The sequence below is a fragment of the Pseudaminobacter soli (ex Li et al. 2025) genome, from assembly GCF_003012705.1.
Lineage (GTDB): Bacteria > Pseudomonadota > Alphaproteobacteria > Rhizobiales > Rhizobiaceae > Pseudaminobacter > Pseudaminobacter soli.
This window is the reverse complement of the sequence record NZ_PXYL01000007.1, coordinates 228,605-249,751: the sequence shown is the minus strand read 5'-3', so window position 1 is coordinate 249,751 and position 21,147 is coordinate 228,605. Positions and strand designations below refer to the sequence as shown.

Sequence of the window (21,147 nt, the reverse complement as noted above, 5' to 3'; positions counted from 1 at the left end):
AGATTAGACCAGACGGCTCTGCTCGACCGCCGCCTCGATGAAGCTCGCGAACAGCGGATGCGGATCGAGCGGTCGGCTCTTGAGTTCGGGGTGGTACTGCACACCGATGAACCAGGGATGGTCCGGATACTCGACCGTCTCGGGCAGGACGCCGTCGGGCGACATGCCGGCAAAGACCAGGCCGCACTCTTCCAGCCGCTCCTTGTAGTCGACATTGACTTCGTAGCGGTGGCGGTGACGCTCGGAAATGTCAATGTCGCCGTAGATTTCCGCGATCTTCGAGCCCTCGGCCAGCCGCGCCTGATAGGCGCCAAGCCGCATCGTGCCGCCGAGATCACCCGCAGACTGACGCCTCTCGAGCATGTTGCCCTTCAGCCATTCGGTCATCAGGCCGACGACCGGCTCCTGGGCCGGACCGAACTCGGTCGAAGACGCGTTCTCGATGCCGGCCAACGAGCGGGCCGCCTCGATGCAGGCCATCTGCATGCCGAAGCAGATGCCGAAATACGGCACCTTACGTTCGCGGGCGAACTTGGCCGCAAGGATCTTGCCTTCCGCGCCGCGCTCGCCGAAGCCGCCCGGCACGAGAATGCCGTGCACCTTTTCGAGCCATGGTGCCGGATCTTCCTTCTCGAAGATCTCCGACTCGATCCATTCGAGCTTGACCTTGACTCGGTTGGCCAGACCGCCATGCGACAGCGCCTCGATCAGCGACTTGTAGGCGTCCTTGAGGCCTGTGTACTTGCCCACCACGGCGATGGTGACCTCGCCTTCCGGATTGTGGATGAGCTGCGAAACTTCGTCCCATGCATCGAGACGCGGCTTGGGGGCCGGGTCGATGCCGAACGCGGCCAGCACTTCCGAATCCAGGCCTTCCTTGTGATAGGCGAGCGGCACATCATAGATGTGGCCGACGTCGAGCGCCTGGATGACCGCGGATTCGCGCACGTTGCAGAACAGCGACAGCTTCCTGCGCTCTTCCTTGGGGATCGGACGGTCGGCGCGCACCAAAAGGATGTCGGGTGCAATGCCGATCGAACGCAGTTCCTTGACCGAATGCTGGGTCGGTTTCGTCTTCAGTTCGCCTGCCGTTGGGATGTACGGCATCAGCGTGAGGTGGACATAGACCGCGTTGTTACGCGGCAGGTCGTTGCCGAGCTGGCGAATGGCTTCCAGGAACGGCATCGCTTCGATGTCGCCCACGGTGCCGCCGATCTCGCACAGCACGAAATCGTAGTCGTCGTTGCCCGAGAGGACGAAATTCTTGATCTCGTCGGTGACGTGGGGAATGACCTGGACGGTCGCACCAAGATAATCGCCGCGACGTTCGCGTTCGATGATGTTCTTGTAGATGCGGCCAGTGGTGATGTTGTCGCTCTGGTTGGCCGAGCGGCCAGTGAAGCGTTCATAGTGGCCGAGATCGAGGTCGGTTTCGGCCCCGTCATCGGTCACGAAGACCTCGCCGTGTTGATACGGCGACATCGTGCCGGGATCCACATTCAGGTATGGATCGAGTTTCCGGATACGCACGCGGTAACCGCGAGCTTGAAGGAGAGCACCTAGTGCTGCGGCGGCAATGCCTTTTCCAAGGGAAGAAACCACGCCGCCAGTGATGAATACATATCGCGCCATGGGAGTCATCGCTTAACGCTGTGAGATTGATTCCGCCAGAGAAAAAACGACGCAGTGCGCGTTTTCCCGGCCTGATTGGTCTGGGCGGCAAGCGCCCAAACAAAAAGGGCCGGCTGGGCCGGCCCTTTCATCGATGGCGAATCGATCACAGAACGACGACTTCCGTGCCCATCTTGACGCGGTTGTAGAGGTCGATCACGTGGTCGTTGACCATGCGGAAGCAGCCATTCGACGAGTTGGTGCCGATGGTCTGCGGCTGGTTGGTGCCATGGATGCGGATGTGGGTGTCCGACTTGCCCTGGTAGAGGTAGATGGCACGGGCGCCCAGCGGATTGTCCGGGCCGCCATTCATACCCTCTTTGTACTGGCCGTACTTCTTCGGGTCGCGCTTCTGCATGTCCTGCGTCGGGATCCAGCGCGGCCATTCCTGCTTGTCGCCAACCTTGGCCGTGCCGCGGAATTCGAGACCTTCGCGGCCGACGGCGATCGCATACCGGCGCGCGGTGGACGAGCTTTCCACGAGGTAGAGGTAGCGGGCCTTGGTATCGATGACGATGGTGCCGCGGTCGTAGCCGGAGAAGGCGACCTCCTGGGGCTCGAAATCCGCCTTCACCTTGAACTGCTTCTTGGACTGGCGCTGCTCCAGAACCGCGTCCAATGCGCGCGTCTGCGGCAACATCGCAGGAGCTGCCGGATCGCCACCGAAGAGCATCGCCAGGAAGCTGCCTTGCGGCCGGCCGTTCCCTTCGCTGCGCAGTTCGCCATTGTTGCCGGTCCGGCTGATCATGCTCGGGTCGGTAATGGCGCCAGTGGTCAATTCGGCCTTGTTGGTCTTGGCTTCCTTGGCGGCCAGCTTTTCAGCCTCCTTCGCCTTCTGCTTGGAAGTCAGCTTCTTTTTCTTCTGAACCGAGTCGCTCTTGACATCAGCCTCGACGGCCTTGGACGGAGCCAGATAAGTGTTTGCCCGCGTCGTTTCGGCATAGGCTGGTACCGAAAAGCCGATGGCCGCGCTGATGCCCAAGGCAACGAGGCTGCGAATATGCATGTTAGCGATCCCGAAAATAATTTGGCTTGCGACAGCGCACAACTGTGCGGTGCGAAAGCAGATACTGCCGCTTCAGGGTTTATAAGCAATTAAACTTGGGATTCTCAAGATCAGCACAATGGGGGAAACGGCGGTTTCAGTGGATGCGATTCGCAATTGCATCCACTGTGGCCAAACGACAACAGTAGGCGATTGGCCCACCCAGACAGCCCTCAAAACAAAACCCCGCCGCGCTTGACGCACGGCGGGGCTGAAAAATATTCCCTCTCTTTCGAGAGTCTTCGGGGCGAAAACCTTACTGGTTCGGAACCTGCGGAGCGGCCGGCTGCGCCGGAGCTGCGGGAACCTCAGGCGAAGCAGGCGGGGTCGCGGCATTGCCACCGGCAGTAGGTGCCTGGGCCGGAGCGGGCTGCTGGCCGCCGAGCTGGTTGAGGACGCCGCCGCCGTTCGAGCCACCCTGGGTACCGTTGCCGCCCTGGGTGCCGGTGTTGCCCTGCGTCGTCGGAACGCGGTCGAGGATGTCGATCGGACGCTCGCCATAGCGCGCAAGGATCGAGAGGATCAGCGAAGTGGCGAAGAAGGCGGCTGCCAGGATCGCGGTCGCGCGAGTCAGCGCATTGGCCGCGCCGCGCGCGGTCATGAAGCCCGAGCCGCCGCCGATGCCGAGGCCACCGCCTTCGGAACGCTGCAGCAGCACGACGCCGACAAGCGCCAGAACGACCATCAGATGAATAACAATGATTACGGTTTGCATGACTTCACCTGAAACTGGCGGTTTTGCGGACGCCGTCGCGCTCGAGGAATGGGAGGCGGCTCAATACAACGCTTTCGCTGTATTTCCAAGTCCGTCTCCCAATATGGGATGAGGAGACCGCATTGCAACGAAAATATCAGATCGACTGGTAGGCCGAAGCGATGCCGAGAAAGTCGGACGCCTTGAGGCTCGCGCCGCCGACCAGGGCCCCGTCGACGTTTCCGACCGACAGGAGCTCGCCGCAATTTGTAGGCTTCACCGAACCGCCATAGAGAATGCGGATCTTGCCGGCCTCGGCGCCGAGCTTTGCGGCAAGGCGAACCCGGATGTGGGCATGTGCTTCGGTCACGTCGGCCACGGTCGGCGTCAGGCCGGTGCCGATTGCCCAGACCGGCTCATAGGCCACCACCGCATTGGCGGCGTTTGCGTTTGCCGGCACGGACCCTTCGATCTGGCGGGAAAGAATCTCCAGAGTCGCACCGCTTTCGCGCTCGGCCTGCGTCTCGCCGATGCAGATGATCGCCACGAGCCCGGCGCGCCAGGTGGCCTCGGCCTTGGCGTGGACCGTCGCGTCATCCTCGCAATGGTCGGTGCGGCGTTCCGAATGGCCAACGATCACATAGGTGGCGCCGGCATCCTTCAGCATCTCGGCCGAGATGTCGCCGGTATGCGCGCCGCTTTCCTTGGGATGGCAGTCTTCGCCGCCGATGGCGAATGGGAGCCCAGCCACGGCTTCGGCTGCCCGGGAGATGAGCGTCGCGGGAACACAGACCAGTCCGTCGACCACGGCATCAAGCCCCTGCGCGAACCCCTCCCCGATTGCCCGCAATTCGCCGAGCGAAGCGCTGGTTCCGTTCATCTTCCAATTGCCGGCGACCAGCGGCCGAATTCCTGGCGTCATATTGCTCTGATCCTGTTCTTGTGATCGGTGCCTCGCGCCCTCACTAGCAAAATCAGACCACAAAGCAATCGACACTGGGCGTGAAGGAGGCTATTGCCCTTCAATCAGACGCCAAACACGTCATAAAACGACAAGAAACCGGAAGAGATCATGCTCGATAGCTTGCGAAACGCCGCTGGAACCTGGGTTGCGAAGCTCCTGCTTCTTATGCTGGTCGTGAGCTTTGCCATCTGGGGCATCACCGGCAAGATGATGGAAGGCCACAGCGGCGGCAACAAGGTCGTGACAGTCGGCGGCACCACCGTCTCCATCAACGACTACCGCCTGGCCTTCGACCGTCAGGTCAATATGTTGCAGCAGCAGTTGGGCCAGCGCCTGACGCGCGAGCAGATGAAGGCGTTCGGCCTCGAGAACCAGGTACTGTCGCAGCTGGTCGCCGGCGCGCTCCTGGACGAGCAGGCGCGCAAGATGGGTCTCGGCCTTTCCAAGGACCGGCTGGCCGCGCTGACGGCCGAGGACCCGGCCTTTCAGGGGGCTGACGGCCGCTTCAACCGCCAGCAGTTCGAGTATGTGATCCGCCAGCTCGGCATGCGCCCGGACGACTATTTCGCCAATCGCTCGCAGGTCGCGATCCGCCAACAGATCGTCGAGGCCATTTCCGACGGCTTCAAGGCGCCCGATACCTTCCTGCGCGGCGTTGCCCTCTATCGTGGCGAAGACCGCACGGTGGACTATCTGGTTCTGCCGAAGTCGCTGGTTGAGCCGATCTCCGCGCCGTCGAACGACGTGCTCTCCGCCTGGTTCGAAGAGAACAAGAAGAAGTATGCGGCTCCTGAATTCCGTAAGATTTCGTACGTGAAGCTCGAGCCCTCGGACATCATCGACGAAAAGTCGATCACCGACGACCAGGTGCGCGAGGAGTATGAAAAGAACAAGGCCCGCTACACCACGCCCGAGCAGCGCACGATCGAGCAGATCGTGTTCAAGAGCCCGGAAGCGGCAACAGCGGCCCTGGATTCGATCAAGGGCGGCGCCACTTTCGACAAGATCGCCGCAGGCGAAGGCAAGACCGAGGCAGACATCCTGCTGGGCACGGTGAGCAAGGACAAGATCGCCGACAAGGCGATCGCCGATGCAGCCTTCTCGCTCAGCGCCAACGAGGTCAGCCCCGTGGTGCAGGGCCAGTTCGGCCCGGTGCTGCTGCGCGTGACCGAGATCAAGCCCGAAGTCGTCAAGCCGCTGGAAGAGGTGGCAGCTGAGATCCGCACGCGGCTGGCCCTGGCGGAAGCCAATCGCCAGCTGATGGAAGTGCACGACGCCTACGAAGATGCGCGCGCCGCCGGCGACTCGATGAAGGACGCCGCCGCCAAGTCTCATCTGAAGGTAGTGACGATCGACGCCATCGACCGGGCGGGCCAGGATTCCAATGGCCAGGCGATCTCCACGCTGCCGCAGTCGCCTCAGCTGCTGCAGGCCGTGTTCCAGGCCGAAGTCGACGCGGACAACCCGCCCATCACCATGGGCTCGACGGGCTACGTCTTCTACGAAGTCGACGGCATCACCCCTGCCCGAGACCGCACGCTCGATGAAGTCAAGGACAAGGCCATCGCCGACTGGACGAAGGCCGAAACGGAAAAGCGCCTTGCCGCCAAGGGCGAGGAACTGTCCAAGCGCCTGAAGGATGGCTCGACGCTCGACACCCTTGCCACGGAAATGTCGCTCGAGAAGCAGACCAAGCGCGGCCTGAAGCGCGAGGCTGACGACGGCGATTTCGGTCGCGCCGGCGTGTCCGCGGTCTTCGGCGTCGCCCAGAACGGCGTAGGCGTGTTCCCCTCGCCCTCCGGCGATGCCCAGGTCCTGTTCAAGGTGACCGACGTGTCCGAACCGGTCGCCGCCGACGCCAGCTCCGTGCCGGAAGATCTGCGCAATCAGTTCGCACGCGGCATCGGCGATGACATGCTGGACGAGCTGGTTGCCAAGCTTCAGGCGGAATACTCCGTCTCGGTGAACCAGAGCGCCATCAGCCAGGCATTGGCGTTCTGACGATGAGTAGTACGCTCAAACCTCACCTAGCCAAGGTCGCTGCAGGCACCCCGCTTTCCTTCGAAGAAGCCAAGGAAGCCTTTGACATCATCATGTCCGGCGATGCTACGCCGGGCCAGATCGGTGGCTTCCTGATGGCGCTCAGGGTGCGCGGCGAAACGGTCGACGAAATCTCGGGCGCCGTAGCGACGATGCGCGACAAGATGCTGCGCGTCGAAGCCCCTGCAAATGCGGTCGACATCGTCGGCACCGGCGGCGACGGCTCGCACAGCGTCAACATCTCCACCGCTTCCGCCTTCGTGATTGCGGGCGCTGGCGTGCCGGTGGCCAAGCATGGCAATCGCGGTCTGTCCTCGCAGACGGGCGCCGCCGACGTGCTGATGGCCCTTGGCGTGAAGATCGACTTGACGCCCGCCGAGATCGGCAACTGCGTGCGTGAAGCAGGCGTCGGATTCATGTTTGCCCCTGCCCACCATCCGGCCATGCGCCATGTGGGTCCGACGCGCGTCGAGCTTGGCACCCGCACCATATTCAACCTGCTCGGCCCCCTTTCCAACCCGGCCGGCGTGACCCGCCAGATGGTCGGCGTGTTCTCGCCAGAATGGGTCAAGCCAGTAGCCGAGACGCTGAAGGCCCTGGGCGCAGATCACGTCTGGGTGGTCCATGGCGACGGCTATGACGAGATCACCACCACGGGCGAAACGAATGTCGCGGAGCTCGTCGGCGGCGAGATTCGCAGTTTCGTGCTGACCCCCGAGGAGCTCGGGCTGAAGCGCCACAGCAAGGAAGATCTGCGTGGCGGCGAGGCCAGCTACAACGCGGAGAAACTGCGGGCGGTGCTGTCGGGCACACCGGGCGCCTATCGCGACACCGTGCTGATGAATGCCGGCGCGGGGCTTGTCGTTTCCGGCAAGGTTGCGAATATTTCGGACGGCGTTGCAGCCGCCGCGGCCTCGATCGACACCGGCAAGGCGCTGGGCGTGCTCGAAGCCCTGGTAAAAGTCTCCAACGGGTAGCGTCATGGGCGACATTCTTGCGAAGATCGAAGCCTACAAGCGCGAGGAAATCGCCGCTGCCAAGGCCCGGCTGCCGCTGATCGAGCTCAAGGCGCAAGTCCGCGGCGTGGAAGAGCCACGCGGCTTTCTGGCCGCACTGCGGGCGAAGCGGGCCGCCGGCCAGTTCGCGCTCATTGCCGAAATCAAGAAGGCCAGCCCTTCCAAAGGACTGATCCGGCCGGATTTCGATCCGCCGGCGCTGGCACGCGCCTATGAACTTGGCGGAGCTGCCTGCCTTTCCGTGCTGACCGACACGCCTTCCTTCCAGGGTGCGCCCGAATTCCTGACCGCCGCGCGCGCCGCCTGCGGGCTGCCTGCGTTGCGCAAGGATTTCATGTTCGAGCCTTACCAGGTCTATGAAGCGCGCGCCTGGGGCGCCGACGCCATCCTCGTCATCATGGCGAGCCTGACCGACGACGAAGCCAAGGCGCTCGAGGACACCGCCCACCATCTCGGCATGGACGTTCTGGTGGAGGTGCATGACGAGGCCGAGACCGAGCGGGCGCTCAAGCTCGCCTCGCCGCTGATCGGCATCAACAACCGCAACCTGCGCACTTTCGAAGTCAGTCTCGATACTTCTGAACGGCTTTCCAAGCTGGTGCCCGACAACAAGCTGCTGGTCGGCGAAAGCGGTATCTTCACCCATGACGACTGCCGGCGGCTGGAGCGCAGCGGCATCGGCACATTCCTGGTGGGCGAAAGCCTCATGCGCCAGGCCGATGTGACCGCAGCTACCCGCACCCTGCTCACGGGGGCGCCCGCCGCCCAGGCGGCGAACGGCTAGGCAATGACCGACAAGCCCGCCCTCACCCATCTCGGCACCGAAGGCCAGGCTCATATGGTCGATGTCGGCGCCAAGGCTGAAACCGAGCGCACCGCGATCGCCGAAGGGTTTGTTCGCATGCTGCCGGAGACGCTGAAGCTGATCCGCGAGGGCAACGCCAAGAAGGGCGACGTGCTGGGCACGGCGCGCCTGGCCGGCATCATGGCTGCCAAGCGCACGCATGAGCTGATCCCGCTCTGCCATCCGCTGCTGCTGACCAAGGTTTCGGTCGACATTGAGCCCGACGACAGCCTGCCCGGCCTGCGCGTGACCGCACTGGCGCGCGTGACCGGCAAGACCGGTGTGGAAATGGAAGCGCTGACTGCGGCTTCCGTTGCCTGCCTGACCATCTACGACATGGCCAAGGCCGTGGACCGGGGCATGGTGATTTCCGGCATAAGACTGGTCGAGAAGACCGGCGGCAAGTCCGGCGACTACAAAGCGGGTGCCTGAAATGGCATTGTTGCCTGTCAGCGAGGCACTGGAACGGCTGCTCGATGGGGCGGAGCCGCGCGAGGGCGAGTATGTTCCGCTCGCGGAAACGGCGGGCCGTGTGCTTGCCGACGATGTCCGTGCACTTCGAACTCAGCCACCCTTCGATGCAACCGCGATGGACGGCTACGCCGTGCACGCTGCCGACGTGGCATCCGTGCCGGTGACGCTGCAAGTCATCGGCCAGGCGCCAGCCGGCCGCCGCTTCAACGGTGCGATCGAACCGGGACAGGCAGTGCGCATTTTCACCGGCGCACCGGTTCCCGCAGGCGCCGACACGATCGTGATTCAGGAAAACGCGCACCGACTCGACGAACACACGGTCGAAGTCGTCGAAACGGTGGCTGAGGGCCGGCACATCAGGCGCAGGGGGCTCGATTTCTGCGCTGGCGATCTGCTGCTGGAGAAGGGGCGGCTGCTCGATGCGGGCGCCGTGTCGCTGGCGGCGGCGGCAAACCACCCTGGCCTGCCGGTCATCAAGAAGCCATTGCTGGCAATCATTGCGACCGGCGACGAATTGCTGCTGCCGGGCAGCGAGCTCGGCCCTGACCAGATTGTCGCTTCCAATGCCTTCGGCGTTGGGGCAATCGCCGAATCGGTCGGCGCGAGGGTGCTCGATCTCGGCATCGTGCCCGACAGCCGACCGGCGATCTCCGCGCGCATCAGACACGCGCTTGAGCAGGACGCCGACGTTGTGGTCACGCTTGGCGGCGCATCGGTCGGCGACCACGACCTCACCAACGAAGCGCTGATCGCCGAGGGCATGGAACTCGATTTCTGGAAGATCGCCATGCGCCCCGGCAAGCCGCTGATGTTCGGCCGACGCGGCCGCACCCGCTTTCTCGGCCTGCCGGGCAACCCGGTCGCGAGCCTCGTCTGCTCGCACCTGTTCCTCAAGCCGCTGCTGTCGAGGCTCGGCGGGCGCCCTTACCGGCCTGATATCTGCCAAGCGACGCTCGACAAGCCCATGCCGGCCAACGACCTGAGGCAGGATTATGTGCGGGCGGTGCTGCGCGACGATCCCGACGGGCTCAAGGCGACGCCGTTCGAAACCCAGGACTCGTCGATGCTCAAGACTTTCGCCGACGCAAACGGCCTGATCATCCGCGAACCTTTTGCGCCCGCGGCACCGGTCGGCACGATCTGCAGTGTGCTGCGGCTGCGCTGACAGCAATCTTCAGTAAAAACGCCAGAAGATCGAATCGTCTTTTCGCCTCCTAGAAGGTGATTTGGACGGTATTTGTTCACCATCCGTCGCCTCTGGCGGCTGACACGTCGTCATCCGGTTAATATCGGTGCGAGCGAATGTCGACACGGCACAGACGGTCGTGCCAGAAGAAAACCTTCATAAAATCAAAGCTCTGCGGGCTTTCCCGCGACTGATGTCGTAGGCCCGCGCAGCTTGGCGTAGCTGTAATGGTTTACGCCGGATTGATGAGTTCATTAAAATTTAAACAGTTGCGGAACACAAATGGAACAGATAGTGTTTGTTCTGGTTTTGTTTTAGGGTTTCCCGGGGGCCGGCGATGCTGACGCGCAAACAACACGAACTGTTGCTCTTCATCCATGAACGGCTGAAGGAAAGCGGCATCCCGCCTTCCTTCGACGAAATGAAGGAAGCCCTGGATCTGGCTTCCAAATCTGGCATCCACCGACTCATCACCGCTCTTGAGGAGCGCGGCTTCATCCGCCGCCTGCCGAACCGGGCGCGAGCGCTTGAAGTGCTTCGCTTGCCCGATTCCATCGCCCCGGGCCTTGCCCCGCAGCGCGCCAAGTTTTCGCCCAGCGTCATCGAAGGCAGTCTCGGTCGCCGCGCGCCGGAACCGGTCCGCAGTGCCCCTGCAGCCGGCAATGACGATGTGGCGAGCGCTGTGTCCATCCCGGTCATGGGCCGCATCGCGGCCGGTGTGCCGATCGACGCCATTCAGCATAAAACCCACTCCATCTCGGTGCCGCCCGAAATGATCGCCGGCGGCGAGCACTATGCGCTCGAGGTAAAGGGCGACTCGATGATCGAGGCCGGCATTTTCGACGGCGACACAGTGATCATCCGCAACGCCAACACCGCCAGCCCCGGCGAAATCGTCGTGGCGCTTGTGGATGACGAGGAAGCGACGCTGAAACGCTTCCGCCGCAAGGGCGCGTCGATTGCGCTGGAGGCGGCCAACCCCGCCTACGAGACGCGGATTTTCGGGCCCGACCGGGTGAAGGTGCAGGGCAAGCTGGTCGGTCTCATTCGCCGCTATTGAATCTTCCTCGGCTGCATTGCTGGGGTCGGCATTAGTCTTCCGATGGTTCAGCAGAATACTCGGTTGGCGGTTTTTTGACTCGCGGGAATTTGGTGCTTGGGTAAGCGCGCTGTTTCTGCTCATATGGCGGCAAGCCGCGTGCGTCGCGCGAAAATTGTCTCTGCGCGTGCCAGGGTCGATAGGGCTCGGAAAGCGCGAACCTGACTTCTGACACTTGACCGGTTTCGCCATTCGAAAGGTAGACGGCGGCGCTGCCGTGCTGTGCCAGTTCGCGTTTGGTGAGGATCAGTGGCGGACCGGTCGAACAGACGTTTTTCGCGGTGGCATCTTCGATGACGATGAGGCTTGCATAGTCACAGGCCCGGCGCGCGGCCCAAATGTTGGTCGCATGCGCGACGATGGCGCCGGAGGCATGCACGGCAATGCAAAGCCCGTCGTGGCAGTCGAAACCGATGCCTGTCACTCCATCCGCCGAGGTGGCGTCAACATCGGCCTGGTCCGGGACACCGCTTGCAACTTGTTCCGCCGGGATATCATCAGGATCGCTGGCGGCCGGCGTTTCCAGGATCATAATGCTCTTGCGGCCGGACTTTGGCTTCAGGCTATCGATCGGGCCGACGATCTTTTCGGTGGGCAGCGCCCGTCTCCAGTTTTCGACGGTGAATGCATTCGGCCGCGCCCTGTTTACCGCTAGCATTTGATCGCCGATGGGCACACCGACGAGCCGGCCGTCTTCGGAGATGAGAACATCGGGCATGCGAATATCCGTCAGCGTAACCATGCCGGCGAAAGCGAAGGGCAGCGCCAGTGCTCGCAGCCAGGTTGTGGCCATGGTGACGATGACCAGTGCAATGGTCAAAAGGGCCAGCGAGTGCGACGAAATCAGGCCGACCCCGTCTATGGGCGAACGGTCCGATATCCATTTCGCGACCGTGATCATGATCGTCAGGCCCTTGCCCATCACGTAGAAGAATGGCGCATCCAGACCGAGCGGCATGGCGAGCGAGCCGAGCACGGCGAAGGGCATCACCAGGAACGACACGCTCGGCATGACGGCCAGGTTGGCGATGAGGCTGAGCGGGGAGACGCGCTGGAAGTGATAGACGCCGAAGGCCGTGGTAGCGATGCCGGCGACGGTGGAGGTGAACATCAGGCTGCCGATATCGCCCGCAATCTTGCTGACGATTGCGATCGCCAGCGGCCGCCCGGTAGCGGGTGGCGCACGCCTACGCTTTTGACGGTATTCCGACCAGAGCGCATAGCCGCCGACAAGCGCGGCCGTGGCGGCAAAGGACATCTGGAAGCTTGGACCGATCAATTCGTGCGGCGAAATCGCAACGATGACGAAGGCCGAGATCGCAAGGTTGCGCGTGGTCAGCGCGCCACGATCGAACAGCAGCGCAATCAGCATGATGCCCAGCATGAAACAGCTGCGCTGCGCCGCCACCTGGCCACCTGAAATGAACAGGTAGCTGACGATGGCGGCCAACGCCGCGATGGCCGCATATTTCTTGACCGGGTGGCGGGAAGAAAAGCCCGGAAACAGGGCGAAGATCATCCGCAGCGACCCCATCACCGTTCCGGCGACCAGCGCCATGTGAAGCCCCGAAATGGCGACGATGTGATAGATGCCCGTTCGCCGCATCGCCTCGTTGATCTCGTCGGGTATGCGGGCGCGGATGCCCACCACCAGCGCCGCCGCGATCTCGCCTTCCGGCCCCCCGATAAGGCCGCGGATGCGCTCGGCGATGGTGTTGCGGAGATTTTGCACGCCGTTGAAGAGGCGCGCGCCGATCGGCAGTGGCGTGTCGCCCTTGACCTGGTCGGGACCGCGCATGAAAAAGCCGCTGGCGCCAATGCCGGAAAAATAGCTTCTGAACGAGAAATCGTAACTGTCGGGACGAACCGGCCCGGTCGGTGGCATCAGACGAACTGCGCCCTCGATCTCCGAACCGACGACCAGCCCCGGCGGGATCTTGCGGGCCGAAAGGCGCACGCGCTCGGGTGCATAGCGCAGCTTCGGCTTGGCGGTTGTCAAAACATCGATGGTCAGGCGCACACGGCCATTGGCCATATGGTCTATCTCGGCGACACGTCCCGTCAGGCGCGTTGAAATCTCGCTGCCGAGCATGTTCGTTCCGGCCCGCCAGGTTTCGAACTTGGCAAGAAACATGCCCAGCAAGCAGAACAGCGCCGCCATGATGAGAAGGCGCAGCGCCTGCCGGTGCGTAGGCACAAAGGCGAGCGCCACCGAGGCGACCACTAGCCCGCCGATGAGGGGCTGAAATCCGGGCTCTTCAGGCAATCCGTAGTAGATGATGGTGCCGCAGCCGAGCAATGCAGGCACGAAGAGGAAAGGCGTTCCGCGGTCCAGTTCCGTGGCGAGTGCGGTAGTGGTCGCGCGAACTGCCTTGGCATAGAGGAGGTTGACGACAGCCAGCCATGAGGCTGCGGGTGGTCTCGCGCCTCGCGCGGGTTTTGCCGGCTTCGGCGAGGTTCGTGCGTAGGCCTCAGGAGCGGCTTGCAGTTCTCGCGGCGCAAAGTTCTCCGCCTCGGAGGCGAACAGCTCCCGTTCGCTTACCCCGCCGGAGGCCGTCCCGCGCGCCATGCAAGTCCCCCTTCCCAGGTCCGGCTTGCTGCGCCATGCGGCGCTGAACCGGCCCTGCCCCTTGCACCCCTGACCCTCTATGCTACATGAACGCTACCGAATTGCCATGCGCGCCGCTTCTACGGCTGCGCCGGCTCCTCCGTTCCATTTGGAAACATCATGTCCGACAAAGTCATTACCCGTTTCGCCCCCTCGCCCACCGGCTATCTGCATATCGGCGGCGCCCGCACGGCTCTGTTCAACTGGCTCTATGCGCGCCACACGAACGGCACGATGCTGCTGCGCATCGAGGACACCGACCGCGAACGCTCCACGGATGCGGCGACTGCCGCGATCCTCGACGGCCTCACCTGGCTCGGTCTCACCTGGGAAGGCGAGCCGGTTTCGCAGTTCGAGCGCGCGCCGCGCCATCGCGAGGTGGCCGAGGATCTGGTGCGCATGGGCAAGGCCTATTACTGCTACGCCACGCCGGAAGAGCTGAACGAGATGCGCGAGAAGGCTCGCGCCGAGGGCCGTCCGCCGCGTTACGACGGGCGCTGGCGCGACCGCGATGCATCCGAGGCGCCGGCAGGCGTAAAGCCCGCCATCCGCATCAAGGCGCCCACCGAGGGCGAGACTGTGGTGAACGACAGCGTGCAGGGCGAGGTCCGTTTCCCCAACAAGGATCTCGACGATTTCATCATCCTGCGCTCCGACGGCAACCCCACCTACATGCATGCCGTGGTCGTCGACGACCATGACATGGGCGTCACCCACATCATCCGCGGCGACGACCACCTGACCAATGCCGCACGCCAGACCGTGATCTACAACGCCATGGGCTGGGACGTGCCGCAGATGGCGCATATTCCGCTGATCCACGGCTCGGACGGCGCAAAACTTTCCAAGCGGCACGGCGCGCTGGGCGTCGAGGCCTACCGCGCCATGGGCTATCTGCCGGCGGCGCTGCTCAACTATCTCGCGCGCCTCGGCTGGAGCCATGGCGACGACGAGGTGATGTCGATGGGCGACATGATCAACTGGTTCGACATCGTCGACGTCAACAAGGGCGCGGCCCGCTTCGACTTCCAGAAGCTCGAGGCGCTGAACGGCGTCTACATGCGCAAGATGGATGATGCCGAGCTGCTCGACATCTTCATCGCCACCCTGCCCTATCTCGAGAATGGCGTGCCGATCCTGGCCGGCCTGAACGAGAAGACCAAGGCTCAGCTTCTCGCGGCCATGCCCGGCCTCAAGGAGCGCGCCAAGACGCTGGTCGAGCTTGCCGATGGCGCGGCCTTCCTCTTCGCACAGCGCCCCCTGGTCCTGGATGAAAAGGCGGCCTCGCTGGTCGGCGAAAAGCCCCGCACCGTGCTTTCCGGCGCCTTCGATGCTCTGAAGGGCGTGAACGACTGGTCGGCTGCCTCCACCGAGTCGGCAATCCGCGAATTTGCGACCCGAAGCGAGCTCAAGCTCGGCGCCGTTGCGCAGCCTTTGCGGGCGGCACTTACCGGCCGCGCCACCTCTCCGGGCGTGTTCGATGTGCTTACGGTGCTAGGCCGGGAAGAGAGCCTGGCGCGCATCTCCGATCAAATCGATTAACGTTTCTGTGGCACCGTGGATAGGCATTGCAACATGCGTGCTGCGGTGCAACATATGCGCGTTGCCGAACTTGGCACACCCCCGGAAATGCGTTAGCAAAAACCCGCATTTCGAATGCCGGATTGTCCGGCATTGCCAAAGGGTGATGCCGTTCGCCGAAGAGAGATAAAGGAAGTTTGCGATGACCGACTCGACAGCCAAGCTAGAATTTGGTGGCAAGACCCACGAATTCAAAGTGCGAAGTGGCTCGGTCGGACCAGAGGTCATCGACATCGGGGCGCTTTACAAGGACACCGGGGCCTTCACCTATGATCCCGGTTTCACCTCGACGGCAAGCTGCGAGTCGGAGATCACCTATATCGACGGCGACGCCGGCGTGCTGCTGCATCGCGGCTACCCGATCGACCAGCTTGCTGAACATGGCGACTTCCTCGAAGTCTGCTACCTGCTGCTTTACGGCGAACTGCCGACCAAGGCCCAGAAGGACGATTTCGACTATCGCGTCACGCGCCACACCATGGTGCATGAGCAGATGTCGCGCTTCTTCACCGGCTTCCGCCGCGATGCCCACCCGATGGCGGTGATGTGCGGTGTGGTCGGCGCGCTGTCGGCCTTCTATCACGACTCGACCGACATCTCGGATCCGCATCAGCGCATGGTCGCCTCGATCCGCCTGATCGCCAAGATGCCGACGATTGCGGCAATGGCCTACAAGTACCATATCGGCCAGCCCTTCGTTTATCCGAAGAACGAGCTGAATTTTGCGGCCAACTTCCTGCACATGTGCTTTGCGGTGCCGTGCGAGGAATACAAGGTCAACCCGGTGCTCGCCCGCGCCATGGAGCGCATCTTCATCCTGCACGCCGACCACGAGCAGAACGCCTCGACCTCGACGGTTCGCCTTGCCGGTTCGTCGGGCGCCAATCCGTTTGCCTGCATTGCCGCCGGCATCGCCTGCCTTTGGGGTCCTGCGCATGGCGGCGCCAATGAAGCAGCGCTCAACATGCTGGCCGAGATCGGCCATGTCGACCGTATTCCGGAATTCATCGCCCGCGCCAAGGACAGGAACGATCCGTTCCGTCTGATGGGCTTCGGCCACCGCGTGTACAAGAACTACGATCCGCGCGCCAAGATCATGCAGAAGACCACGCATGAGGTGCTCGGCGAGCTCGGCATCAAGGACGATCCGCTGCTCGACGTTGCGATGGAACTCGAGAAGATCGCTCTTACCGACGAATATTTCATCGAAAAGAAGCTCTACCCGAACATCGACTTCTATTCGGGCATTACGCTGAAGGCACTCGGCTTCCCCACCACCATGTTCACCGTGCTGTTCGCCGTGGCGCGCACCGTGGGCTGGATCGCCCAGTGGAAGGAAATGATCGAGGATCCGCACCAGAGGATCGGCCGCCCGCGCCAGCTCTACACGGGTTATCCGGAGCGCGACTACGTGCCAATCGCCAAGCGCTGATCGGCCAGCAGAAACAAGAAAGCGCCCCTCGGGGCGCTTTTTTCATTTGGCGGTTCTTATTTGGCGGAGGCTTTTTCGATTTCCGCGAGCACGGCCTCGGCGGCAATCTCTCCGGACGGTCGGGCTGTCGCCATGCGCCGCGCCACTTCCGCAAAACCGTCCTTCTGCCAGGCGCGAAAACCGGTGTCGGAGAACAGTGCTTCCAGGTGCCGCGCTAGATTTTGCGGCCGCACGTAGCGGTCATAGAATTCCGGTACAATGGAACGATCAGCAATCAAGTTGGGCAGCAGCGCCGACCAGACGGTGACCAAGCCCTGCAGAAGACCGGCAATGGCATCGAGCTTATAGGCCGAAACCATGGGCACGCGGGACAGCGCCAGCTCGAGCGAAACCGTGCCCGAAGCGATGAGCGCCGCATCGGCTTCGCCAAAGGCCTGCCACTTGCGGGCAGGATCCAAAATGACTTCAGGCTTGTCGTCCCAGCCGGCCACGGCAGAGGAAACAATGGGAGCCACATGCGGCACGGTGGGCAGCAGCAGCCGCAGTTGGTGGCCGCGAGCGCGCAGCACCTTCGCTGTTTCGCCGAATGGTTCGAGCAGCTTCTTGACCTCGCCGCGCCGCGAGCCCGGCAAGAGCAGCAGCGTCTTTTGCCGTCCATTCGACAGGTCGCGAGGCTGGGCCTGGGCAGCCGCCGCGCTCAGAACGCCAGAGTCCTGAACCAGCCGATGCCCCACATAGGTGCCGGGCGGGCCGCCCAGCCGCTCCAGTTCCGCGACTTCGAAAGGCAGGATGCACAGCACTCGGTCGACATGCGGGCGCATGGCCTTGGCCCGGCCCGGACGCCATGCCCACACGCTCGGGCAGACATAATGAACGATCGGAATGGCCGGGTTCAGGCGTCGCACCTTGGCGGCGACACGCAACGAAAAATCCGGGCTATCGATGGTGATCAGGCAATCGACCTTGGCCTCGGCGATCGCCTTGGCCGTCTCGCCGATTCGGCGGATGAGTCGTGGCAGATCCCGTAGGATCGCCGTGATACCCATCAACGCAATTTCCGAACCGTCGAAGAGCGGCTTCAGGCCAAGCTCTTGCAAGTGACGGCCGCCGATCCCGACCAGCTCGACTTTCCGGCCGGTCGTTCGCTGCAGAGCGCGGACGACGTCGGCACCCAGAAGATCCCCCGACTCCTCGCCTGCGACAATCGCGATTTTCAGCGGAGAAGCGCCCGTCATTCGGGCTTACCAGCTGGCAGCCCGACAACGAAAAGTCCGAGTTCGTCGGCCCGCTCGACCATGCGGCCGAAATCCAGCACCAGGGAACTGCCCGCTTCGACACCGATGCCGGCTAGACCGGCTGCGTGGGCGCCTTCGACGGTGGCCGGACCGATGGTCGGCAGATCCGCACGCTTCTCCTGTTGCGGCTTGGCGCACTTCACAAGAACCCCCCGCTTCTTGCCTGCAAGGCGGCCATGGTCACGCATATCCGCAACGCGCGCAAGCAGGCAGTCGGTTCCTTCTATGCCCTCAAGGGCAATGACGCGGCCGCCAATAGAGATTGCGCCCTGACCGATGTCCAGCCGGCCGATCGCCAAGGCCGCTTCCAGCGCCGCATCAAGGTCGCGCCGATCGGCATCCGTTGGCACAGCGCGCGTCATCACCCCCTTGGGGGCCAGAATGTCGGGAATGATTTCATGGGCGCCGACGACCTTGAAGCCAAAGCTCTCGAGGCCGCGCACCAAGATCCGCAGCAATCCGTCGTCGCCCTTTGCCAGAGCGGCGATTGCCCGAGGCAAAATCCTGAGCAAGGCGAAGGTCGGCCGGACTGCCCGCCAGTTGGGGCGCCGGTCGATGCCGCCGGCAAGCACGATATGCGTGACGCGGTGCCGCTTCATGACCGGCACCAGTTCGGCAAAGCTCTCCAGTGGCAGAGACTCGTGTTCGCAGGCGAGCAGGGCCGGATCAGCCCCCGCCTCGCCTTCGATCAAGACGACGAATGGCGCCTGTCCGGCCGCAACCAGCCGCTCAGCCACGTTTATCGGCAGTCTGCCACTGCCCGCAACGATTCCTACCCGGTCTCCGGGAGCAAGCCTGATCGGAAGCCCGGCCTCAGTCCAGGTCGTCGGCGTCGTCATCGACGGCACCCTTCAGCGGTGGGAATGTGAACGGACGCTTGCCGCGTTTGCTGAGGAAATTGATTATCTTCATGGCCGCTTCGGAATCGCTGAACTCCGCGCGGGCGATCTCGATATTTTCGCTGAGCGGACGCGAGCGATCGAACAACGTGAGATAGGCGCGGCGGAGCTTCAGGATCTCCGCCTTCGACATTCCCGACCGACGCAGGCCGACGACGTTCAACCCGCGCAGCTTGGCGCGGTTACCCACAGCGATCGCGTAGGGAATGACGTCATTGTTGACCATCGTTCCGCCGGCAATGAATGCATTGTGGCCGACGCGAACGAACTGATGAAGGGCGCTCAACCCGCCGATGCCGACATTGTCGCCAATCTCGCAATGCCCTGCCAGCGTGGCGCCATTGGTGAAGGTGACGTTGTTGCCGATCACGCAGTCATGCGCGATGTGGCAATAGGCAAGGATGTTGCAGTTGTCACCGACGATCGTGGCGCCGCGGGCATTGTCCGTGCCGACATTCATGGTCACGAACTCGCGGATCGTGCAGTTCTTGCCGACGGTCAGCGTGGTGCGGCCGCCCTTGTGGGCGTTGTTCTGCGGCTGGCCACCGAGCACGGACTGCGGGTGGATGGTGCATCCATCTCCAATGGTCGTGGCGCCGATGATGGTGACGTTGCTGATCAGCTTCACGCCGTTGCCGATCACCACGTCGGAACCGATGTAGCAGAGCGGGCCGACATAGACGCCCGCGCCGATCTGGGCACCCGCTTCGACAATGGCGGACGGATGGATGAAAGTTTCAGTTTGCATGTATTCTCGCTGGTCAGTCGGTGGGCGGCGACATCATCGCGGAAATTTCCGCTTCCGCTGCCTTTGCGCCGCCAACCATCGCTTCGCAAGCGAAACGCCAAATATTGCCTCGTTTTTTCAGCTTTTTCACATGGATGTGAAGCTGGTCACCCGGAACGACCGGTCTTCTAAACTTTGCGTTATCGATGGTCATGAAATAGACCAGCGACGGCTTCTCAGTCACCTGGCTCTTGATGCAGATGGCACCGGCAGTCTGGGCCATCGCCTCGACGATGAGCACGCCCGGCATGACCGGAAAGTCCGGGAAGTGGCCCTGGAAATGCGGCTCGTTGACGGTGACGTTCTTGATGCCGATCGCGGAATTGTCGGCGTCGATATCGATGATCCTGTCGACCAGAAGCAGCGGATAACGATGCGGCAGAAGCTTCATCAGTCCGACGATGTCGACGGCCTCAAGTGTCGTCGTTACGGCGTTGTCAGCCATGCTGTCTCACCCCCTCTTGGGCTTCGAAGATAGTTTGCGGATGGCGGCAACGTCGCGCATGAACTCCATCATCGGGCGCGCGGGCAGACCTGCCCACACCTCGCCCGCCGGAACGTCGTTCATGAAGCCGCTCGCAGCAGCAAGCCTTGCGCCGCTGCCCACGGTCAGATGATCGGCAAGCCCCACGCGGCCGCCCATCATCACGTAGTCGCCAATGGTGACTGAACCCGAGATGCCGCAGTGGCCGGCAATAACGCAACCACGGCCGATGCGGACGTTGTGTGCGATCTGCACCAGATTGTCGATCTTAGTATTCTCACCGATGATCGTGTCGGCCATGGCGCCGCGATCCACGGTGGTGTTCGCGCCGATCTCGACATTGTCCTGGATGATCACGCGGCCGATCTGAGGAATACGCTCCGGTCCGCTCCGACCGGCGACGAAACCGAACCCCTCGCGGCCGATGCTGGCACCGTTGTGAACCACGACCTTGTTGCCGATCAGCGCGCACTGCACCGTCGAATTGGGGCCGATGAAACAGTCCCTGCCGATCTGTGTAGACACACCGATGACGGCATTCGGCGCGATGATCGTTCCGCTGCCAATCGCCACATCTGCACCGATCACCGCGCCGGGTTCGACCGTAACGCCGGGTTCGAGCTTGGCGGTTGGATGGATGTGCGCGCCGGGCGAAATACCCGTTTCACCCGTCAAGGGGCGCGGGGATGCAGCGGCAGGAAACAACAGGCGTCCAATCTGCGCGAACGCCGCCTGTGGCTGCTGCGTCACCAGCACGGCGATGCCGGGCGGCACCAGATTGACGACGTCGGCCGTACAGAGAACCGCAGCGGCGCGCAGCTCACCGAGCGTGCCTGCGTTGCGTTTGCCATCGACAAACACAAGAGCCCCCTCACCACCTTCGCTCACCGGAGCAATCGTGGATACGGAGGCTTGCGCGAGGCGCGAATCGGCCAGCTCCGCGCCGGTAAGGTTCGCGATCTCAAGCGCCGTATACTGGCGCGACGGCACGAAGAAAACCGGATCGGACATATTAACCTTCTCTTCCG

18 protein-coding genes are annotated in these 21,147 nt (G+C 62.9%); 8 read left to right on the top strand and 10 right to left on the bottom strand.

Translation table 11 applies throughout. From position 1 onward, the window contains the following. Positions 1–3: 3 nt before the first annotated feature. The 4 genes from C7I85_RS16140 to tpiA form a co-directional block, all read right to left on the bottom strand. Positions 4–1,632 (bottom strand): CTP synthase, encoded by a 1,629-nt coding sequence (locus C7I85_RS16140; protein ID WP_181257200.1) that lies wholly within the window; start codon positions 1,630–1,632, stop codon positions 4–6. A 145-nt stretch (positions 1,633–1,777) separates the two neighbouring features. Beyond that, positions 1,778–2,677: a L,D-transpeptidase gene (locus C7I85_RS16135; protein WP_106725009.1), complete on the bottom strand. Its 900-nt coding sequence runs from the start codon at positions 2,675–2,677 to the stop codon at positions 1,778–1,780. 295 nt (positions 2,678–2,972) lie between these two features. Next, a complete protein-coding gene (secG, locus tag C7I85_RS16130) occupies positions 2,973–3,431 on the bottom strand; it encodes a preprotein translocase subunit SecG (RefSeq protein ID WP_106725008.1) in 459 nt (152 codons plus the stop codon). A gap of 136 nt (positions 3,432–3,567) precedes the next feature. Further along, the gene (gene tpiA, locus C7I85_RS16125) at positions 3,568–4,332 is read right to left on the bottom strand and encodes a triose-phosphate isomerase (RefSeq protein WP_106725007.1); all 765 of its coding nucleotides are present in this window, start codon (positions 4,330–4,332) and stop codon (positions 3,568–3,570) included. Positions 4,333–4,482: 150 nt separating this feature from the next. Between tpiA and C7I85_RS16120 the strand changes: the two genes are divergently transcribed. The 6 genes from C7I85_RS16120 (at position 4,483) to lexA (ending at position 10,994) form a co-directional block, all read left to right on the top strand. Further along, a complete protein-coding gene (locus tag C7I85_RS16120) occupies positions 4,483–6,375 on the top strand; it encodes a SurA N-terminal domain-containing protein (RefSeq protein ID WP_106725006.1) in 1,893 nt (630 codons plus the stop codon). Positions 6,376–6,377: 2 nt separating this feature from the next. After that, positions 6,378–7,391: an anthranilate phosphoribosyltransferase gene (trpD, locus tag C7I85_RS16115; protein WP_106725005.1), complete on the top strand. Its 1,014-nt coding sequence runs from the start codon at positions 6,378–6,380 to the stop codon at positions 7,389–7,391. 4 nt (positions 7,392–7,395) lie between these two features. Then, on the top strand, positions 7,396–8,214 hold the full coding sequence (trpC, locus tag C7I85_RS16110; protein ID WP_106725004.1) for an indole-3-glycerol phosphate synthase TrpC: 819 nt from the start codon (positions 7,396–7,398) through the stop codon (positions 8,212–8,214). Positions 8,215–8,217: 3 nt separating this feature from the next. After that, positions 8,218–8,706 (top strand): cyclic pyranopterin monophosphate synthase MoaC, encoded by a 489-nt coding sequence (moaC, locus tag C7I85_RS16105; RefSeq protein WP_106725003.1) that lies wholly within the window; start codon positions 8,218–8,220, stop codon positions 8,704–8,706. Position 8,707: 1 nt separating this feature from the next. Next, positions 8,708–9,913 carry a molybdopterin molybdotransferase MoeA gene (locus tag C7I85_RS16100; RefSeq protein ID WP_106725002.1) on the top strand — a complete coding sequence of 402 codons (1,206 nt, stop codon included), beginning with the start codon at positions 8,708–8,710 and terminating at the stop codon, positions 9,911–9,913. A gap of 358 nt (positions 9,914–10,271) precedes the next feature. Further along, positions 10,272–10,994, top strand: coding sequence for a transcriptional repressor LexA (gene lexA, locus C7I85_RS16095; RefSeq protein WP_106725001.1), 723 nt, complete (start codon positions 10,272–10,274; stop codon positions 10,992–10,994). Positions 10,995–11,025: 31 nt separating this feature from the next. On the opposite strand, the gene C7I85_RS16090 is transcribed toward lexA, so the two are convergent. Next, complete coding sequence (locus C7I85_RS16090) at positions 11,026–13,602, bottom strand: ComEC/Rec2 family competence protein (RefSeq protein WP_106725000.1); 2,577 nt, start codon at positions 13,600–13,602, stop codon at positions 11,026–11,028. 159 nt (positions 13,603–13,761) lie between these two features. Here C7I85_RS16090 and gltX point away from each other — a divergent pair, with 159 nt between their 5' ends. Together gltX and gltA are read left to right on the top strand one after the other, a co-directional pair. Continuing rightward, positions 13,762–15,183 (top strand): glutamate--tRNA ligase, encoded by a 1,422-nt coding sequence (gltX, locus tag C7I85_RS16085; RefSeq protein WP_106724999.1) that lies wholly within the window; start codon positions 13,762–13,764, stop codon positions 15,181–15,183. 181 nt (positions 15,184–15,364) lie between these two features. After that, positions 15,365–16,654 (top strand): citrate synthase, encoded by a 1,290-nt coding sequence (gene gltA / locus C7I85_RS16080; RefSeq protein WP_106724998.1) that lies wholly within the window; start codon positions 15,365–15,367, stop codon positions 16,652–16,654. A 56-nt stretch (positions 16,655–16,710) separates the two neighbouring features. On the opposite strand, the gene lpxB is transcribed toward gltA, so the two are convergent. The 5 genes from lpxB to lpxD are packed head-to-tail and all read right to left on the bottom strand — an operon-like array spanning position 16,711 to position 21,130. After that, a complete protein-coding gene (lpxB, locus tag C7I85_RS16075) occupies positions 16,711–17,889 on the bottom strand; it encodes a lipid-A-disaccharide synthase (RefSeq protein ID WP_106724997.1) in 1,179 nt (392 codons plus the stop codon). Beyond that, positions 17,886–18,788: an LpxI family protein gene (locus C7I85_RS16070; RefSeq protein WP_106724996.1), complete on the bottom strand. Its 903-nt coding sequence runs from the start codon at positions 18,786–18,788 to the stop codon at positions 17,886–17,888. The genes lpxB and C7I85_RS16070 overlap by 4 nt, the downstream gene beginning before the upstream one ends. Beyond that, positions 18,763–19,596 (bottom strand): acyl-ACP--UDP-N-acetylglucosamine O-acyltransferase, encoded by an 834-nt coding sequence (gene lpxA, locus C7I85_RS16065; RefSeq protein WP_106724995.1) that lies wholly within the window; start codon positions 19,594–19,596, stop codon positions 18,763–18,765. Before lpxA ends, C7I85_RS16070 begins: the two co-directional genes overlap by 26 nt. Positions 19,597–19,609: 13 nt before the next feature. Then, on the bottom strand, positions 19,610–20,080 hold the full coding sequence (gene fabZ, locus C7I85_RS16060) for a 3-hydroxyacyl-ACP dehydratase FabZ (RefSeq protein ID WP_106724994.1): 471 nt from the start codon (positions 20,078–20,080) through the stop codon (positions 19,610–19,612). Positions 20,081–20,086: 6 nt separating this feature from the next. Then, positions 20,087–21,130 carry a UDP-3-O-(3-hydroxymyristoyl)glucosamine N-acyltransferase gene (gene lpxD, locus C7I85_RS16055; RefSeq protein ID WP_106724993.1) on the bottom strand — a complete coding sequence of 348 codons (1,044 nt, stop codon included), beginning with the start codon at positions 21,128–21,130 and terminating at the stop codon, positions 20,087–20,089. Positions 21,131–21,147: the final 17 nt, after the last annotated feature.

Excerpts from the sequence above, each read along its gene's own strand:
- gltA (WP_106724998.1), top strand. The coding sequence starts at position 15,365 with ATGACCGACTCGACAGCCAAGCTAGAATTTGGTGGCAAGACCCACGAA.
- secG (WP_106725008.1), bottom strand. The coding sequence starts at position 3,431 with ATGCAAACCGTAATCATTGTTATTCATCTGATGGTCGTTCTGGCGCTT.
- C7I85_RS16070 (WP_106724996.1), bottom strand. The coding sequence starts at position 18,788 with ATGACGACGCCGACGACCTGGACTGAGGCCGGGCTTCCGATCAGGCTT.
- C7I85_RS16100 (WP_106725002.1), top strand. The coding sequence starts at position 8,708 with ATGGCATTGTTGCCTGTCAGCGAGGCACTGGAACGGCTGCTCGATGGG.
- gltX (WP_106724999.1), top strand. The coding sequence starts at position 13,762 with ATGTCCGACAAAGTCATTACCCGTTTCGCCCCCTCGCCCACCGGCTAT.
- lpxA (WP_106724995.1), bottom strand. The coding sequence starts at position 19,596 with ATGCAAACTGAAACTTTCATCCATCCGTCCGCCATTGTCGAAGCGGGT.
- C7I85_RS16140 (WP_181257200.1), bottom strand. The coding sequence starts at position 1,632 with ATGGCGCGATATGTATTCATCACTGGCGGCGTGGTTTCTTCCCTTGGA.
- trpC (WP_106725004.1), top strand. The coding sequence starts at position 7,396 with ATGGGCGACATTCTTGCGAAGATCGAAGCCTACAAGCGCGAGGAAATC.
- tpiA (WP_106725007.1), bottom strand. The coding sequence starts at position 4,332 with ATGACGCCAGGAATTCGGCCGCTGGTCGCCGGCAATTGGAAGATGAAC.
- C7I85_RS16135 (WP_106725009.1), bottom strand. The coding sequence starts at position 2,677 with ATGCATATTCGCAGCCTCGTTGCCTTGGGCATCAGCGCGGCCATCGGC.
- lexA (WP_106725001.1), top strand. The coding sequence starts at position 10,272 with ATGCTGACGCGCAAACAACACGAACTGTTGCTCTTCATCCATGAACGG.
- fabZ (WP_106724994.1), bottom strand. The coding sequence starts at position 20,080 with ATGGCTGACAACGCCGTAACGACGACACTTGAGGCCGTCGACATCGTC.
- trpD (WP_106725005.1), top strand. The coding sequence starts at position 6,378 with ATGAGTAGTACGCTCAAACCTCACCTAGCCAAGGTCGCTGCAGGCACC.
- C7I85_RS16120 (WP_106725006.1), top strand. The coding sequence starts at position 4,483 with ATGCTCGATAGCTTGCGAAACGCCGCTGGAACCTGGGTTGCGAAGCTC.
- lpxD (WP_106724993.1), bottom strand. The coding sequence starts at position 21,130 with ATGTCCGATCCGGTTTTCTTCGTGCCGTCGCGCCAGTATACGGCGCTT.
- lpxB (WP_106724997.1), bottom strand. The coding sequence starts at position 17,889 with ATGACGGGCGCTTCTCCGCTGAAAATCGCGATTGTCGCAGGCGAGGAG.
- moaC (WP_106725003.1), top strand. The coding sequence starts at position 8,218 with ATGACCGACAAGCCCGCCCTCACCCATCTCGGCACCGAAGGCCAGGCT.
- C7I85_RS16090 (WP_106725000.1), bottom strand. The coding sequence starts at position 13,602 with ATGGCGCGCGGGACGGCCTCCGGCGGGGTAAGCGAACGGGAGCTGTTC.